Below are 15,761 nucleotides of genomic sequence, written 5' to 3'. Positions count from 1 at the left end.
GAGATCGGACGGATGTCGGGAGGAAGGGTCCGCCCCGACCTGCAACCGTTCGATCTCCCGACAAACGCACGGGCAGCACGGGCAGACGGGACGGGACGGGACCGGACCGGACTGGAGCCGCGCGGTCCGATGCGCCTCAGGCCTCGGAGGCCGCGCTCGCCGGCGTGGCCGGGATGCGGACCGTGAAGGTCGTGTCGCCCGGTTCGCTGGTGACGTCGATGGTGCCGTGGTGCCCTTCGACGATGGCCTTGACGATCGCGAGGCCGAGCCCGGTGCCGCCGGTCTGACGGGCTCGTGAGCTGTCACCGCGGGCGAAGCGCGCGAACAGCTCGTCGCGGATGGCGGGGTCGATGCCGGGGCCGTCGTCGTGGACCCGCAGCACCGCGTCCTCGCCGTCCTGCATGACGCTGAGCGTGACGGTCGTCCCTGCGGGGGTATGCGTGCGCGCATTCGCCAGGAGGTTGGCGACCACCTGGTGCATCCGCCCCGCGTCGCCCACGATGGTGACGGGCTCTTCGGGGACCTCGATCTGCCAGTGGTGGTCCACGGCCGTGGGACGCGCATCGGAGAGGCCTTCGAGGGCCAGCTGCGTGAGGTCCACCGTGCTGTAGACGAGCTCGCGTCCCTCATCGAGGCGCGCCAGCAGGAGCAGGTCCTCGACGAGTCGTGTCATCCGCAGCGACTGCGCCTGGATGCGCTCGAGGGAGGTCGTGGTGCTCTCGATCACCTCGGGGCGCTCAGCGCTCCGATCGGACTGATGCAGCGCGCGCAGCGACAGCTCCGAGTAGCCGCGGATGGAGGCGAGTGGGGTGCGCAACTCATGACTGGCGTCGGCGACGAAGCGTCGCATCCGCTCTTCGTTCTTCTGCCTCGAGGCGAGCGAGCTGTTCACGTGATCGAGGAGCTTGTTCAGCGATGCCCCGACGAGCCCGGTCTCGGTGCGCGGATCGGCCTCGTATGAAGGAACACGTTCCGTGATGGTCACCTCACCGCGATCGAGCTGCTGGTTCGCGACCCGGGTCGCCGTCATCGCGACGGCACGGAGTGGTCTCAGTCCCACGCGGATGGTGACCGCTGTGGTCAACGCGAGCAGGATGAGACCGCCGATCGTCGCGAGGGCGATGACGGTGAGCAGCTGGGCGAGCTGATTCTGGATCTCGTCGCGGGGGAGACCCGTGACGACGCCGACGCCGCTCGCGGTGTTCAGTGCCATGATCCGGTAGGAGCCGAGATCGGAGATCGAGACCGTGGCCACGGAGGTGCCGTTCAGCGCCGCGGCGATCTCGGCTATCTGCGTCGCGTCGAGCGGCTGCAGTGTGCCCGTGAGCTCGTCGCCGGGAGTGTTCGTCACGACGACTCCGGAGGCGCCGGTGAGGGGGCTGACCACGGCCAGCAGGAGCCCCGAATACTGCACGTTCTGCCCCGACAGGATGTTGGACGCGGTCGCGTCGCTCGGGGAGAAATTCTGCGCCCATCGCGCGACCTGGTGCGCGGAGGTGCTCAGCTTCTGATCGAGCTGATCCTCCATGGTCTTCCCCAGGGTCGCGCTCGTGATGATGGCGACGATGATGAGGATCAGCGACACGAACCCGATCACGGCCGTCATCAGCCGCGTCTGCAGGCTCATCGGCCTCCTCCGCACCGCCGCAGAGCTCACTGCGGAGCCTTGATCATGTACCCCACGCCGCGGACGGTGTGCAGCAGGGGCGTGCGTCCGGCGTCGATCTTCTTGCGCAGGTACGAGATGTACAGCTCCACCACGGAGGACTTGCCGCCGAAGTCGTAGCTCCAGACCCGGTCGAGGATCTGGGCCTTCGACAGCACACGGCGCTCGTTGCGCATCAGGTACCGCAGCAGCTCGAACTCGGTCGCGGTGAGCTCGATCTCGGTGCCGTCGCGGACGACCTCATGACTGTCCTCGTTGAGGGTGAGGTCTGCGACGCGCAGGATCGACTGCCCGTCATCGGCGGTGGCGTGACCGGTGCGGCGGATGATCGCCCGGAGACGCGCGATGACCTCTTCGAGACTGAACGGTTTGGTGACGTAGTCGTCGCCGCCCGCCGTGAGCCCGGCGACGCGGTCGCCCACGGCATCCTTCGCGGTGAGGAACAGGACGGGGACGAGGTTCCCGGATTCGCGGAGCCGTCTCAGCACGGACATGCCGTCGAGATCCGGCATCATGATGTCGAGCACGAGCGCGTCGGGCTCGAACTCCCTGGCCACTTGCAGCGCCTCCATGCCGGAGGACGCGGTGCGCACCTCCCACCCCTCCATCCGCAGGGCCATCGCAAGCAGATCGGTGAGCATCTGCTCGTCGTCGACGGCGAGGATCCGCAGGGGGGAGCCGTCGGGACGGCGCAGTTCGGGCAGGTCACTGGTCATATCCCTATTCTGCGGAATCTCCTATGTGATTTCTATGGAGATGGCTATGTGTTGCCTGAGAACGGGAGACGCGATGTCGGCGCCGCTGACTACAGTGTCGGCATGGCCGACGATTCTGTTGCTGCTGTCCCTTCCGTCCACCGCCCCCGTACCGTCACCGAGGTCGCCGAGGTCGTGCGCCTGGCGTCCCGCGAGGCCGTGCCCTTGACCGTCGTCTCGGGCGGGCACGGCCCGTGGTCTCACGGCCCTGCCGCGGGCATCCGTCTCGAGCTCGGCGAGCTGTCACAGGTCGAGGTCGACGGCTCCACCGTCCGCATCGGTGGCGGCGCGGTCTGGGGTGACGTCGCGACGACGCTGGCCGCGCACGGTCTCGCCCTCAGCTCCGGCGACACCGCGTCGGTGGGAGTCGGCGGACTCACGCTCGGCGGAGGCATCGGATGGATGGCGCGCGCCTGGGGTCTGGCGGTCGATCAGCTCATCGGGGCTCAGGTCGTCACGGCGACGGGGGAGGTCGTCGAGGCTTCGGCGGATGCGCACCCGGAGCTGTTCTGGGCTCTGCGCGGCGGCGGAGGGAACTTCGGCGTCGTCACCCGCTTCGATTTCGTAGCCCACCCGCTGCCCGGCATCGCCTTCTCGGAGAGTCGCATCGATGGCGACGAGGCCGCCGTGCTGAAGGCCACCCGAGACCTGCTCCGTGACGCGCCTCGAGAACTCACGGTCACCTACATGGACGTTCCGCCGATGGATCCGAGCGCGCCGGCGGGTGCTCGTCTGAGCGCGGTGTGGGCCGCGCCGGAGCCCGACCGGCTGCGCGCCGTGATGGAACCGATCTCCGCCCTCGACGGAGTGCAGACCGAAGTCACGACGCCGGCATATCGGGAGGTGCTGCTGGAGATGCCGGCCCCCGAGGGCGAGGAGCCCGCCGCGCCTCCCGGATTCATCGGGGGCAACGGTCTCTACGCCGAACTCGACGACGCGCTCATCGCGCAGCTGGTGGCCTTCCGTCGTTCGTATCCGGCATCGGTCGTGTTCTTGCGATCTCTGGGCGGGGCCATCCGCGACGTCGCGCAGGAAGACACGGCGTTCCCCGCCCGCGCGGCGAACTGGTTCGTCCTCGCCGGCGCTTTCGACATCCCCGGTCTGATCGATGACCAGACCCGTGCCGCGATCGACGCGGACTGGAGTGTGATCGAACGGGGGCGTCTGGCCGAGTACGGCAACTTCGCCGACACCGAGAGGCCGCAGGCCGTCTCCGGCATGTTCTCGGAACACGCCCTCTCGCGGTTGCGGGCCACGAAGGCCGCGTGGGACCCGCAGAACCTGTTCCACCGCAACCACAACATCACGGTGTGACGCACGAAGGGCCGGATACCTTGCGGTACCCGGCCCTTCGACGGCGTGCCTCAGTGCGTGTCTTCGGCTTCGATCTCGGTGCGGTCGCCCGACCACAGGGTGTGGAAGGTGCCCGGCTTGTCGATGCGCTTGTAGGTGTGCGCGCCGAAGAAGTCGCGCTGGCCCTGCACGAGGGCCGCGGGGAGGCGGTCGGCGCGGATGCCGTCGTAGTACGACAGCGACGACGAGAACGCCGGTGCGGGGATGCCCGCCTGGGCCGCGGTCACGACGACACGGCGCCACGACGCCTGGCCGCGCGCGAGCGCCTCGGCGAAGTACGGTGCGGTCATCAGCACCGGCAGATCGGGAGTCGCGGCATAGGCATCGGCGATGCGGTTGAGGAACTGGGCGCGGATGATGCAGCCGCCACGCCAGATCTTCGAGATCGCGCCGAGGTCGATGTTCCAGCCGTACTCGGCCGCACCCGCGCGGATCTCGTCGAAGCCCTGCGAGTAGGCGACGATCTTCGACGCGTAGAGCGCCAGGCGCACGTCTTCGATGAACTGCTCGGTGTCCTCATCCGAGACCGTGAACTCCTCGTCGGGGCCGGGGAGTCCACCGGCGACGGCGCGCTGCTCGGGGTGCGAGGAGAGGGAGCGGGCGAACGTCGCTTCGGCGATGCCCGACACGGGAACGCCCAGGGACAGTGCGGTCTGCACGGTCCAGGCTCCGGTGCCCTTGGCCCCGGCCTGGTCGAGGATCACGTCGACGAGCGGCTTGCCGGTGGAAGCGTCGACCTGACGGAGCACCTCGGCGGTGATCTCGATCAGGTACGACTCCAGCTCGCCCTTGTTCCATTCGGCGAAGATCTCGGCGATCTCGGCGGGCGACTTGCCGGTGCCGCGACGGATGAGGTCGTAGGCCTCGGCGATGAGCTGCATATCGGCGTACTCGATGCCGTTGTGCACCATCTTGACGAAGTGGCCGGCACCGTCGTGTCCGATGTGCGTGACGCAGGGCTCACCCTCGGCGATCGCGGCGATCGACTTCAGGATCGGTCCGAGCGTGACCCAGGACTCGTCCGAGCCGCCGGGCATGATCGAGGGGCCGGTGAGCGCCCCTTCCTCGCCACCGGAGATGCCGGCGCCGACGAAGTTGATGCCGGTCTCGCGGACCGCCTTCTCCCGGCGGATCGTGTCGGGGAAGTAGGCGTTGCCGCCGTCGACGATGATGTCGCCGGGCTCGAAGACCTCGACCAGCGCGTCGATCACGGCATCGGTGGGGCCACCGGCCTTGACCATGATGATCGCGGTGCGCGGCTTCTGCAGTGAATCGGCGAACTCCTGGTAGGTACGGGCCGGGACGAAGCCGGCCTCCGGGTGCTCGTCGAGGAGGGTCTGGGTCTTCTCGTAGCTGCGGTTGAAGATCGCCACGGTGTTGCCCTCGCGACTGGCGAGGTTGCGGGCGAGGTTCGATCCCATGACGGCGAGTCCGACGACTCCGATGTTCGCTGATGCTTCGGGCACAGAAGGCTCCTCGATCGTGAAGAAGGGGTGGATTCAGCGTATCGCTGTACGGGCGCTCTGCGCTCACCTGTGTCACGGTGCAAGGCGTCTACGCTGGAGGCGAGATCGTGGTGCGTGCGCGGGAGGCCCTCAACTGGCCGCCGACGCCGCCGAGGAAAGGACCAGCGTGACGGGGATCGAGAAAGAGCTGCGCGCGGTCGTGGCGGTGCCGCTGCCGGAGGACCTGTGCCGACTGATCGAGGAGATCGAGCCCCGCGTCGAAGTGATCAGCGATCACGCACTCCTTCCGCCGATGCGCGGTCCCGCTGACTGGTCCGGAGATCCGGAGTACACGCGGACACCGAGCCAGCAGCAGGCGTTCGACGAGCTGGTCGATTCCGCCGATGCGCTCTTCGGAATCCCCGACGTGGACGCGGAGGCACTGGCGAGGACCGTGACGGCGAACACGCGCCTGCGCTGGATCATGACGACTGCCGCGGGCGGCGGTGCCACCGTGAAGGCCGCCGGTCTCGACCGGGACGCGCTCGATCGCGTCATCTTCACCACGAGCGCCGGCGTGCACGGTGGCCCGCTCGCGGAGTTCGCGGTGTTCGGCGTGATGGCCGGAGCGAAGAACCTCCCGCGACTTCTCGCCGATCAGGGGACGCGCACCTGGCCGGACCGTTGGGAGATGCGTCAGCTCGACGAGATGATCGTGCTGGTGGTCGGGCTCGGCGGCATCGGTGCGGAGTGCGCGCGGCGCTTCCACGGGCTCGGCGCGAGGGTCTGGGGGACGACGCGGTCCGGTGAGCCGGTGGCGGGCGTGGATCGCCTGGTGCGGATGGAAGAACTGACCGAAGCGGTGGCCGAGGTGGACGCGATCGTCGTCACGCTCCCGGGAACGGCTCAGACCCACCATCTGATCGGTGCCGAGGTGCTCGCCGCCGTGAAGCCGGGAGCCATCATCGCCAACGTCGGGCGCGGCTCCGTGATCGACGAGGACGCGCTGCTCGGAGCCCTCGACGACGGTCGCGTCGCCTTCGCCGCCCTCGACGTCTTCGAGCAGGAGCCGCTGGACCAGACGTCTGCGCTGTGGACGCACCCGAACGTGCTCGTGAGCCCGCACACCGCGGCCCTCAGCGCGAAAGAAGAAGAGCGGATCGCGCGACGCTTCGCGGAGAACGCCGGGCGCCTGCTCGACGGCCGACCGCTGATGTCGGTGGTCGACACGGAGGAGTTCTATTGAGCGGGAGCATGCGCATCGTCGTGATGGGCCCCAGTGGCTCGGGGAAGTCGACGGTGGGCGCGTTCCTCGCTCAGACGCTCGGCGCACGGTTCGTCGATGGAGACGATCTGCATCCAGAGGCGAACGTCCGCAAGATGGCGGCGGGAATCGCGCTGGATGACAATGACCGTCTGCCGTGGCTTCGCCTCGTCGGCGAGACACTGCGTGGCGAGGAGCGGATCGTCGTCGCGTGCTCGGCCCTCCGGCGCACCTATCGAGACCTCATCAGAGACGAGGCGCCCGACGCTTTCTTCGCGGAGCTCACGATCGCACGCGCGGTGCTCGAGGAGCGCATGCGCCTGCGTACCGACCACTTCATGCCCGCGGCGCTCCTGGACTCCCAGCTCGAGGCGCTCGAATCCCTTGAAGCCGATGAGGGTGGCATCCGCGTCGATGATTCGGCGGATGTGCGTACGGCTTCCGCCGCCATCGCCGCAGCCGTGCAGAGGGAAGAAGGGCCTGCGCCCCGCGATCAGTCCTTGCGGTAGCTCGAACGTCCCATGGCGAAGAGGGCGCCGAAGCTGCCCACGACGGCGCACACGGTCATGGCGCCGATCAGCCAGAGGAGTGCGTGCGAAAGGAAGGCGCCGTCGAGCATGGGGTTCTCCGTGTTCTGCAGAAAAGGACCGGTGTCCTCAGCCTATCGGGTCATCCGGTACCATTGAGGCTGTACCTCGGCGAGGGATGCTTCTGCGCGTGCGCGATCATCCGTTATCGACGCGGCGAAGCAAGCCCGGTGGCTTTCCTCCTGCGTCAGCGAGTTCGAATATCCAAGACCACCGCGCGGCGCCTTCGCTGCGTGTCCCGAAGGAGAACCCCATGTCTGAAGACACCAAGGTCCAGGCCGAGCTCCGCGAGAGCTTCGGCAAGGGCTTCGCCCGCCGCCTCCGCGCCGCCGGCAAGATCCCCGCCGTCATCTACGGTCACGGCACCGAGCCCGTGCACGTCGCCCTTCCCGGCCACCAGGTCTCGCTCATCATCCGTCGCGCCAACGCGCTGCTGGAGCTCGACATCGAGGGCAAGAGCCAGCTCACCCTGGTCAAGGACGTCCAGCGCGACCCGGTGCACCAGATCATCGAGCACATCGACCTGCTCGTCGTGAAGAAGGGCGAGAAGGTCGCGATCGACGTTCCGATCGTCGTCACGGGTGAGTCGGCTGCCGGCACCATCGTCAACCTCGACGCGACCACGCTGTCGATCGAGGCCGAGGCCACGCACATCCCGCAGAACATCGAGGTCTCGGTCGAGGGCCTGGAAGAGGGCGCGCACATCACCGCCGCCGACGTGAAGCTCCCCAAGGGCTCCACGCTGCTCTCCGACCCCGAGGTCCTCGTGGTCGCCGTCTCCGTTCCCGCGGCTCCGTCCGAGGACGAGACGGCGGAGGAGACCGACGCTGCCGAGGAGGCCGAAGAGGCCGCCGCGGAGTGATCTCCGACTGATTCATCACAGAGGGGACGCGATCCGATCGCGTCCCCTCTGTCGTATCCTGACCCGGGGCCTGCACCCGGGTATCGAGAGGACGAGGACATGGCATCCACCTGGCTCGTGGTCGGGCTCGGCAATCCCGGGCCGCGATACGAGACGACCCGGCACAACATCGGCCAGATGGTCGTGGACGAGCTCGCGGCACGGCGCGGCGAGACCTTCCGCGAGCACAAGGGCGGAGCGCGGGTCGTCGAGACCTGGCTGCGCCCCGGTGCGGACAAGCTGGTGCTCGTCAAGCCGAACACCTTCATGAACGTCTCGGGCACGCCGGTGGCCGCGTTGGTCCGGTTCTACTCCGTTCCCCCCGAGCAGGTCGTCGTGGTGCACGATGAACTCGACATCCCCTTCGACACGGTGAAGCTCAAGACCGGGGGCGGGCATGGCGGTCACAACGGCGTTCGCGATGTGACGCGCGCTCTGGGCACCGCCGACTTCCCGCGCGTGCGAGTGGGTATCGGGCGCCCGGTCGGGCGTCAGGACCCCGCGGACTGGGTGCTGGCACCGTTCGGGAAGGACGAGCGGCCGAACCTGCCGATCCTCATCGCGGACGCCGCTGACGCGGTCGAACTGCTCGTGGGCGAAGGTCTGCTCGCGGCGCAACAGAAGCACCACGCGCCGCGCTGACACCTTCAGACCGCGCGGAGGTCCGGGTCAGGACGTATACGTGGTGAAGCCTGCAGCGCTCCCGGCCGCGAGGGCCGTGACCAGCACGATGAAGAACAGGACCGCGCCCACCACGGCGACCACGAGGGCCGCGATCCCGGCGCCCCTGCCCTTCTTCTTGGCGATCGCGATGATGCCGAGCACGATCGCGGCGATGCCCAGGATCGTTCCGAGCCAGAAAGACAGCTCGGCCCACAGCACCTGATCCCGTGCGGGGGACAGCAGGCTGAGATCGTCGGAAGTCGTGGTCGTGACGCCTTGCGGAAGGACGCGTCCGATCTCGAAGGCGCTGATCCCCACCAGGATCGCGGGCACGACCGCGGCGACGAGCGAGAGGACCAGGGCGACGACGCCGAGGACGGCGGACGGGCGCGGCGCGGTCTCGGGGACGGCGTACGTCCCCGCGGGTGCGGCATAGCCTCCGACGGGCACCTGGTAGGCCCCAGGAGGCGCTGCCGGATACCCCGAAGGCGCCGGATACCCGGAAGACGCCGGATATGCGGACGGTGCCGGGGACGCGGCGGGAGCCGGGTACACGGGCGGTACCGGAGGTGGCAGCTGTGGATCAGTCACGACCCCATCCTAGGCGCGGCTCAGACCCGACGGAGCAGCCCCACGCGGTCGTAGACGTCCGACAGGGTGGCGTCGGCGACGGCATCGGCGCGGCTGGCGTTCTCCGCCAGGATGCGGTCGAGTTCCGCCGGATCGTCGAGCAGCTCGAGGGCACGCGCGCGCACCGGCTCGAACTCCTGGACGACGACGTCGGCGAGGCCCTTCTTGAAGTCTCCGTAGCCGCGACCGGCGTACTCGTCTTCGATCGATGCGACCTGACGCCCGCTGAGTGCGGCATAGATCGTGAGCAGGTTCGAGACGCCCGGCTTGTTCTCCCGGTCGAAGCGCACGGAGCCCTCGTTGTCGGTGACCGCACGCATGATCTTCTTCGCCGATTTCGCGGGGTCGTCGAGCATCCACAGCACACCGGCATCGCTCTCCGCCGACTTCGACATCTTCGCCGTCGGATTCTGCAGATCGTAGATGCGGGCGGTCTCCTTCTGGATGACCGGCATGGGCACCGTGAACGTCGCGCCGAAGCGGGAGTTGAAGCGCTCGGCCAGATCGCGCGTGAGCTCGACGTGCTGCTTCTGGTCGTCGCCGACCGGAACGACGTCGGTCTGGTAGAGCAGGATGTCGGCTGCCATCAGCACCGGGTAGGTGAAGAGCCCGACGCTCGTCGCATCGGCGCCGTAGCGGGTCGACTTGTCCTTGAACTGGGTCATCCGGCCGGCCTCGCCGAAACCGGTGATCGTGCTGAGGATCCAGGCGAGCTCGGCGTGGGCGCGCACGTGCGACTGTACATACAGGGTGGACAGCGAAGGCTCGATGCCTGCCGCGATGTACTGTGCAGCGGTGCGGCGCGTCTTCTCGCGGAGCTCGGCCGGGTCCTGGGCGACCGTGAGGGCGTGCAGGTCGACCACCGAGAAGTAGGCGTCGTAGGAGTTCTGCAGATCTCGCCACTGGAGCAGCGCGCCGATGTAGTTGCCGATCTGGAGGGAGTCGGCGGAGGGCTGCATTCCGGAGTAAAGGCGAGGTTTCGTCACAGGATCAATCCTATGGGGTGCGTGCCCTGCGCCTACGATGGCCGCATGGCCTCTCCTTCTCCTTCCGCGCGGTCGACAGGAAGAGGTGCCGTGCCCTTCGCAGGGGCGAACGCACGAGGCGCGGCGTTTCTCGAGGCGTTGGGGGAGGACGCGCAGCGGCTCCATCCCGAGCTCCTCGCGCAGATGAGGGTCGAAGCGACTCACGACAGCGCGGAGGGCCTGTTCGAGGTCGCGGGGAGCAGGTTCGGACGCCTTGCCGGTCTCGCCTCGCCGGTGATCGGGCCGGGGTTGCTCGTGACACGGTTCGCCCGCGACGTGCCGTTCCGCATCGAGACGGTGTCAGGTCGATCGCACGGCGGACGCGCAACGCTCGACACCGTCCGCGAGTTCCGTTTCCCCGGCGCGACACAGCACGTCGTGGATCGACTCTTCGCGACCGGGCGTCCCGGCATCGTGCAGAACGCCTTGGGGGCCCGCGGCCGCGTGCAGATGCTCGAGCAGTGCTCGGTCACGGGCGACGGCGCGCTGCGCATGAACACGCGCGCCGTCGCACTGCGGGTGGGAGGACACCGGATCGCACTTCGCGGAATCCTGCGGATCGATGTCGAACTCGTCGACGGGTGGGACGAGGCTCACCGTCGACGCACGATCGACATGCGCGCGACGAGCCCCGTTCTCGGTACGGTCCTGGAGTATCACGGGTGGTACCGCTACGCAGGCGGTACCGCGTCAGGCTCGGATCAGTAGCGGTAGTCGACCACGACGGGCGCGTGGTCGCTCCACCGCTGGTCGTAGGCTGCGGCGCGCGCGACGTGGTAGGTCTCGACCCGCTCCGCGAGCGCCGGCGTCGCCAGGTGGTAGTCGATGCGCCACCCGGAGTCGTTGTCAAACGCCTGTCCGCGCATGGACCACCAGGTGTACGGGCCGTCGACCTCGCCGTGGAACTTCCGTCCGACGTCGACCCAGCCGAGACCCGGGCCCACGGTGCCGTCGACGCCGGTGACCTCGGTTCCCGCTTCACCGAGGAATCGGTCGAAGTAGGCGCGCTCGCGGGGGAGGAATCCGGCCTTCTTGCGGTTGCCGCGCCAGTTCTTGATGTCGAGTTCACGGTGTCCGACGTTGAGGTCTCCCGTCACGAGCGCGAGTGCTCCGTCGGCGCCGAGCTCGCCCAGCCGAGTGCCGAAGGCGTCGAGGAACTTCCACTTCTCCTCCTGCTTGGGGGTGTCGGCCTCGCCCGAATGGACGTAGGCGCTGACCACCGTGAGCGGACGGTCGCCGATCAGGAAGTCGGCTTCGATCCAGCGGCCCTTGGAGTCGAAATCCTCCGGGCCGAAGGCGGTGCGCGAAGCCACAGCCGGAACGCGGCTCGCGATCGCGACCCCGGCACGGCCCTTCGCTGTCGCCTCGTCGTGCACGAACGACCAGCCGGGGAGAGCGGCTTCGATGTGCTCGTCTTGTCCGCGGACCTCCTGGAGCGTGAGGATGTCGACACCGGCATCGTCCAGCCACCCGCTCATCCCGTTGCGAGCCGCCGCTCGGATCCCGTTGACATTGACCGTGGCGATACGCAGATGAGGCATGCTCCCAGCCTAACGAGAGCCGCCGACATCCCTTCCCGACCGGTTCAGCTCCGCCAGCAGACGCTGCGCGAGCGGCGTCGTCGATGCCGCGGGTGGGGGAGGGGACGCTTCGAGGTCGGCGAGTTCCTCCTCGGCGTCGCGCACGGCCCGATTCGCCACCCAGGCGCGGTACCAGGGCGCCTGGCGGCGGGCCGCGTGCGCTTCCCGCACCCGGATGCGCGCCGCCGTCAGCAGGGTCTGATACTCCGCGATCCGACGTTCGGCCTCGGTCTCCTGCAGGAGCGGGAGATCGTGGTCCTGCGCGGAGACCGCGATCCAGGAGGAGGCCACCAGCATGACGACCCCGTTCACGCGGAACCACAGCAGCAGACCGATGAAGATGGCGAACGTGGCCAGTAGGGGATTGGAGGGCGTGTAACTCAGCAGGAATCCCGCCCCGTACTGGAGGATGGTCATCGCGCCACCGCCGAGGAGCGCGCCCGGCCAGATCGTGCGCCAGCGCAGCGACGTTCCGGTCAGGAAGCGCACCATCGCCGCCAGCGCGGATGACATGAGCGCGAAGGACACGATGACCGTGCCGATGCGGATGCCGAGGTTGAGGCCGTCCGATCCGGAGTCCCAGCCGAGGAGGCTGAGCAGCCAGCTCAGCACCGCGGCGCTGGCCGAGCTGAGGAGCGAGCCGACGATCAGGGAGATGCCGAAGATCAGCGCAGCCAGCAGGTCGCGCGCCTTCAGGATCACGTAGCTGCGGCGGTCCGGTGGCAGCCCGAAGATGTCCCTGGTCGCGCGGCGGGAGAAGGTCACCCAGCCGATCGCCGTCCAGATCACGGTGCCGAGGGCGATCAGACCGGTGACGCTCAGCACTCCGGTGGTGCTCGCCGCGATCTCCTGCACCTGCTCCGGGGTGACGACACCGCCCTGTCCCTCGGGGAGGATCAGGTTCGGGATGTAGCTGTTGATCATGGCGATCAGGCCGTTGACCGCGTCCTCGCTGCCGCCGAGCCAGAGACCGGCGATCGCGAAGGCGAGATAGATCGCCGCGAAGATGGCGAACAGCGCCTGGTAGCTCACGCCCGCGGCGAGGAGGAACCCGTTGTGCTGCAGGAAGTGACGCCAGACCCGCACGGGGAAGAGCGCGAGCGTGCGCTGGGTCAGCGCAGTGGCGCGTTCGACGGCCGCATCGAGGCGACCGGGCTCGGACGCGGCGTCAACGGGTTCAGACACATCCCCACCCTATCCAAGCGTGGGGGGCGGGAGAGAGGCGCCGACGCGAGAACAGGCGGTCCCCGGAAGGGGACCGCCTGTTCTCGAAGGAGTCTGAATCAGCGCGTCAGGGCTGCCCGCGGAGGATCGCCTGCTTGACCTCGGCGATTGCCTTGGTGACCTCGATGCCGCGGGGGCATGCCTCGGAGCAGTTGAAGGTCGTGCGGCAGCGCCAGACGCCCTCCTTGTCGTTGAGGATGTCGAGGCGCACAGCGGCGTTGTCATCGCGCGAGTCGAAGATGAACCGGTGGGCGTTCACGATCGCTGCGGGGCCGAAGTACTGCCCGTCGGTCCAGAAAACGGGGCACGACGAGGTGCACGCGGCGCACAGGATGCACTTGGTGGTGTCGTCGAAGATCTCGCGATCGGCGATGGACTGGACGCGCTCCTTGCCCTTCTCCGGCACCGAGCTGGCGACCAGGAACGGCTGGACCTCGCGGTACGACGCGAAGAACGGCTCCATGTCGACGACGAGGTCCTTCTCCAGCGGCAGACCCTTGATGGCCTCGACGTAGATCGGCTTCGAGATGTCGAGGTCCTTGATCAGCGTCTTGCAGGCGAGGCGGTTGCGGCCGTTGATGCGCATGGCGTCGGAGCCGCAGATACCGTGCGCGCAGGAGCGGCGGAAGGTCAGCGAACCGTCGACCTCCCACTTGATCTTGTGCAGGGCGTCGAGCACGCGGTCGGTGGAGTACAGCTCCACGTCGTAGTCGACCCAGTGCGGCTCGGCGTCGACCTCGGGGTCGAACCTGCGGATGTTGAAGGTGACGATGAAGGACTGGATGGCGGTCTCTTCGGTCGTGTCGGCAGGTGCTTCTGCGATGGCAGTCGACATGCTCAGTACTTCCTCTCCATCGGCGGGTAGTTGAACTCGCCCTGCTCGTTCTTCGTGAACACCACCGGCTTCCAGTCGAGCTTGATGTGATCGCTCGGCGTGGAGGAGTGCGGGTCGCCGGTCAGGTACGCCATGGTGTGCTTCATGTACTTGTCGTCGTTGCGCTTCGGGAAGTCGTCGCGCATGTGGCCGCCGCGGCTCTCCTCGCGGTTCTGCGCGGCGTAGACGACGACCTCGGCGATGTCGAGCAGGAAGCCGAGCTCCACGGCCTCGAGGAGGTCGGTGTTGAAACGCTTGCCCTTGTCGTCGACGTGCACGTTCTTGTATCGCTCGCGCAGCTCGGCGATGACACCGAGCACGTGCTGGAGGGACTCGTGCGTGCGGAAGACCTGCGCGCCCTTGTCCATCTCGTCCTGGAGCGTCTTGCGGAGTACGGCGATGCGCTCGGTGCCCTGGTTGTTGCGCAGATCCTCGAGCATGCCCGAGACGAATCCCGCGGGGTTCTCGGGGAGCGGCACGAACTCGGCGGTCTTGACGTACTCGACCGCGTTGCGACCCGCACGCTTGCCGAACACGTTGATGTCGAGCAGCGAGTTGGTGCCGAGGCGGTTGGCGCCGTGCACCGAGACGCACGCGCATTCGCCGGCCGCGTAGAGACCGGGGACGACGGTGGTGTTGTCCGCGAGGACCTCGCCGTCGTTGTTCGTCGGGATGCCGCCCATGGCGTAGTGCGCGGTCGGCATGACGGGCACGGGCTCGACGACCGGGTCGACGCCCAGGTACGTGCGGGCGAACTCGGTGATGTCGGGCAGCTTGGTCTCGAGGACCTCGGCGCCCAGGTGCGTGCAGTCGAGCAGCACGTAGTCCTTGTGGGGGCCGGCGCCACGGCCGTCGAGGACCTCCTGCACCATGCAGCGCGCGACGATGTCACGAGGAGCGAGGTCCTTGATGGTGGGGGCGTAGCGCTCCATGAAGCGCTCGCCCGAGGCGTTGCGCAGGATCGCACCCTCTCCTCGTGCGCCCTCGGTGAGGAGGATGCCGAGGCCGGCGAGACCGGTCGGGTGGAACTGGAAGAACTCGAGGTCCTCGAGGGGGAGGCCCTTGCGCCAGACGATGCCGACGCCGTCGCCCGTGAGGGTGTGCGCGTTGGACGTCGTCTTGAAGATCTTGCCGAACCCGCCGGTCGCGAAGATGACGGCCTTGGCCTGGAACACGTGCAGTTCGCCGGTCGCGAGGTCGTAGGAGACGACTCCCGCGACCTGGGTGTTCCCGTCGGCGTCCTTCACCGTCAGCAGGTCGAGGACATAGAACTCGTTGAAGAAGTTGATGCCGAGCTTGACACAGTTCTGGAACAGCGTCTGCAGGATCATGTGGCCCGTGCGGTCTGCGGCGTAGCAGGCGCGGCGGACCGGGGTCTTGCCGTGCTCGGCCGTGTGTCCGCCGAAGCGTCGCTGGTCGATCTTGCCCTCGGGCGTGCGGTTGAAGGGGAGACCCATGTTCTCGAGGTCGATGACCGCGTCGATGGCCTCCTTCGCGAGGATCTCCGCGGCATCCTGGTCGACAAGGTAGTCGCCGCCCTTGACCGTGTCGAAGGTGTGCCACTCCCAGGAGTCCTCCTCGACGTTGGCGAGCGCCGCGGCCATACCGCCCTGCGCCGCACCGGTGTGCGAACGCGTGGGGTACAGCTTGGAGATCACCGCGGTCTTCGCGCCGGGTCCGGCCTCGATGGCCGCACGCATCCCGGCGCCGCCGGCGCCGACGATCACGATGTCGAACTGGTGGTAGTGCACGCCGTCACGGACGACGGAATCCTGCGTCTCGGTAGTCACTTCT

The 15,761-nt window shown here is 68.1% G+C and carries 16 protein-coding genes; 6 read left to right on the top strand and 10 right to left on the bottom strand.

Going from position 1 to position 15,761, the window contains the following annotated elements; genetic code table 11:
• Positions 1 to 136: 136 nt before the first annotated feature.
• Complete coding sequence (locus tag LVJ59_RS15525) at positions 137 to 1,627, bottom strand: cell wall metabolism sensor histidine kinase WalK (RefSeq protein ID WP_232763702.1); 1,491 nt, start codon at positions 1,625 to 1,627, stop codon at positions 137 to 139.
• 26 nt (positions 1,628 to 1,653) lie between these two features.
• Positions 1,654 to 2,382, bottom strand: coding sequence for a response regulator transcription factor (locus LVJ59_RS15520; RefSeq protein WP_047523621.1), 729 nt, complete (start codon positions 2,380 to 2,382; stop codon positions 1,654 to 1,656).
• Between the two features lie 102 nt (positions 2,383 to 2,484).
• On the opposite strand from LVJ59_RS15520, the gene LVJ59_RS15515 reads away from it, so the two are divergent.
• The gene (locus LVJ59_RS15515) at positions 2,485 to 3,735 is read left to right on the top strand and encodes an FAD-binding oxidoreductase (RefSeq protein WP_232763701.1); all 1,251 of its coding nucleotides are present in this window, start codon (positions 2,485 to 2,487) and stop codon (positions 3,733 to 3,735) included.
• Positions 3,736 to 3,785: 50 nt separating this feature from the next.
• Here the strand turns inward: LVJ59_RS15515 and gndA are convergent, their stop codons facing one another.
• Positions 3,786 to 5,240, bottom strand: a complete 1,455-nt coding sequence (gndA, locus tag LVJ59_RS15510) for an NADP-dependent phosphogluconate dehydrogenase (RefSeq protein WP_131492707.1) — start codon at positions 5,238 to 5,240, stop codon at positions 3,786 to 3,788.
• A 166-nt stretch (positions 5,241 to 5,406) separates the two neighbouring features.
• On the opposite strand from gndA, the gene LVJ59_RS15505 reads away from it, so the two are divergent.
• Together LVJ59_RS15505 and LVJ59_RS15500 are read left to right on the top strand one after the other, a co-directional pair.
• Positions 5,407 to 6,465, top strand: coding sequence for a D-2-hydroxyacid dehydrogenase (locus tag LVJ59_RS15505; protein ID WP_232763700.1), 1,059 nt, complete (start codon positions 5,407 to 5,409; stop codon positions 6,463 to 6,465).
• Positions 6,462 to 6,992, top strand: a complete 531-nt coding sequence (locus LVJ59_RS15500) for a gluconokinase (RefSeq protein WP_232763699.1) — start codon at positions 6,462 to 6,464, stop codon at positions 6,990 to 6,992. Before LVJ59_RS15505 ends, LVJ59_RS15500 begins: the two co-directional genes overlap by 4 nt.
• On the opposite strand, the gene LVJ59_RS18010 is transcribed toward LVJ59_RS15500, so the two are convergent.
• Complete coding sequence (locus LVJ59_RS18010; protein WP_256534750.1) at positions 6,977 to 7,102, bottom strand: hypothetical protein; 126 nt, start codon at positions 7,100 to 7,102, stop codon at positions 6,977 to 6,979. The genes LVJ59_RS15500 and LVJ59_RS18010 overlap by 16 nt on opposite strands.
• 221 nt (positions 7,103 to 7,323) lie before the next feature.
• Between LVJ59_RS18010 and LVJ59_RS15495 the strand changes: the two genes are divergently transcribed.
• A complete protein-coding gene (locus tag LVJ59_RS15495) occupies positions 7,324 to 7,932 on the top strand; it encodes a 50S ribosomal protein L25/general stress protein Ctc (RefSeq protein WP_232763698.1) in 609 nt (202 codons plus the stop codon).
• A 99-nt stretch (positions 7,933 to 8,031) separates the two neighbouring features.
• Positions 8,032 to 8,613 carry an aminoacyl-tRNA hydrolase gene (gene pth / locus LVJ59_RS15490; RefSeq protein WP_232763697.1) on the top strand — a complete coding sequence of 194 codons (582 nt, stop codon included), beginning with the start codon at positions 8,032 to 8,034 and terminating at the stop codon, positions 8,611 to 8,613.
• 27 nt (positions 8,614 to 8,640) lie between these two features.
• On the opposite strand, the gene LVJ59_RS15485 is transcribed toward pth, so the two are convergent.
• Positions 8,641 to 9,225 (bottom strand): hypothetical protein, encoded by a 585-nt coding sequence (locus LVJ59_RS15485; protein WP_232763696.1) that lies wholly within the window; start codon positions 9,223 to 9,225, stop codon positions 8,641 to 8,643.
• 20 nt (positions 9,226 to 9,245) lie between these two features.
• Positions 9,246 to 10,250: a tryptophan--tRNA ligase gene (gene trpS / locus LVJ59_RS15480; protein WP_308191518.1), complete on the bottom strand. Its 1,005-nt coding sequence runs from the start codon at positions 10,248 to 10,250 to the stop codon at positions 9,246 to 9,248.
• A gap of 45 nt (positions 10,251 to 10,295) precedes the next feature.
• Here trpS and LVJ59_RS15475 point away from each other — a divergent pair, with 45 nt between their 5' ends.
• On the top strand, positions 10,296 to 10,997 hold the full coding sequence (locus LVJ59_RS15475) for a DUF4166 domain-containing protein (RefSeq protein WP_232763695.1): 702 nt from the start codon (positions 10,296 to 10,298) through the stop codon (positions 10,995 to 10,997).
• On the opposite strand, the gene LVJ59_RS15470 is transcribed toward LVJ59_RS15475, so the two are convergent.
• The 4 genes from LVJ59_RS15470 to sdhA form a co-directional block, all read right to left on the bottom strand.
• The gene (locus tag LVJ59_RS15470; RefSeq protein WP_232763694.1) at positions 10,991 to 11,830 is read right to left on the bottom strand and encodes an exodeoxyribonuclease III; all 840 of its coding nucleotides are present in this window, start codon (positions 11,828 to 11,830) and stop codon (positions 10,991 to 10,993) included. The two genes, LVJ59_RS15475 and LVJ59_RS15470, sit on opposite strands and share 7 nt — an antisense overlap.
• A 9-nt stretch (positions 11,831 to 11,839) precedes the next feature.
• Positions 11,840 to 13,054 (bottom strand): YihY/virulence factor BrkB family protein, encoded by a 1,215-nt coding sequence (locus LVJ59_RS15465; protein WP_232763693.1) that lies wholly within the window; start codon positions 13,052 to 13,054, stop codon positions 11,840 to 11,842.
• A 106-nt stretch (positions 13,055 to 13,160) separates the two neighbouring features.
• Positions 13,161 to 13,928 carry a succinate dehydrogenase iron-sulfur subunit gene (locus LVJ59_RS15460; RefSeq protein ID WP_047523608.1) on the bottom strand — a complete coding sequence of 256 codons (768 nt, stop codon included), beginning with the start codon at positions 13,926 to 13,928 and terminating at the stop codon, positions 13,161 to 13,163.
• A 2-nt stretch (positions 13,929 to 13,930) separates the two neighbouring features.
• A complete protein-coding gene (gene sdhA / locus LVJ59_RS15455) occupies positions 13,931 to 15,757 on the bottom strand; it encodes a succinate dehydrogenase flavoprotein subunit (protein ID WP_047523607.1) in 1,827 nt (608 codons plus the stop codon).
• Positions 15,758 to 15,761 lie beyond the last annotated feature (4 nt).

Origin of the sequence: Microbacterium sp. KKR3/1 (assembly GCF_021272365.1) — a bacterium.
GTDB lineage: Bacteria > Actinomycetota > Actinomycetes > Actinomycetales > Microbacteriaceae > Microbacterium > Microbacterium aurugineum.
Note: the sequence above shows the minus strand (reverse complement) of the source record. Positions and strands in the feature narration are given on the sequence as shown.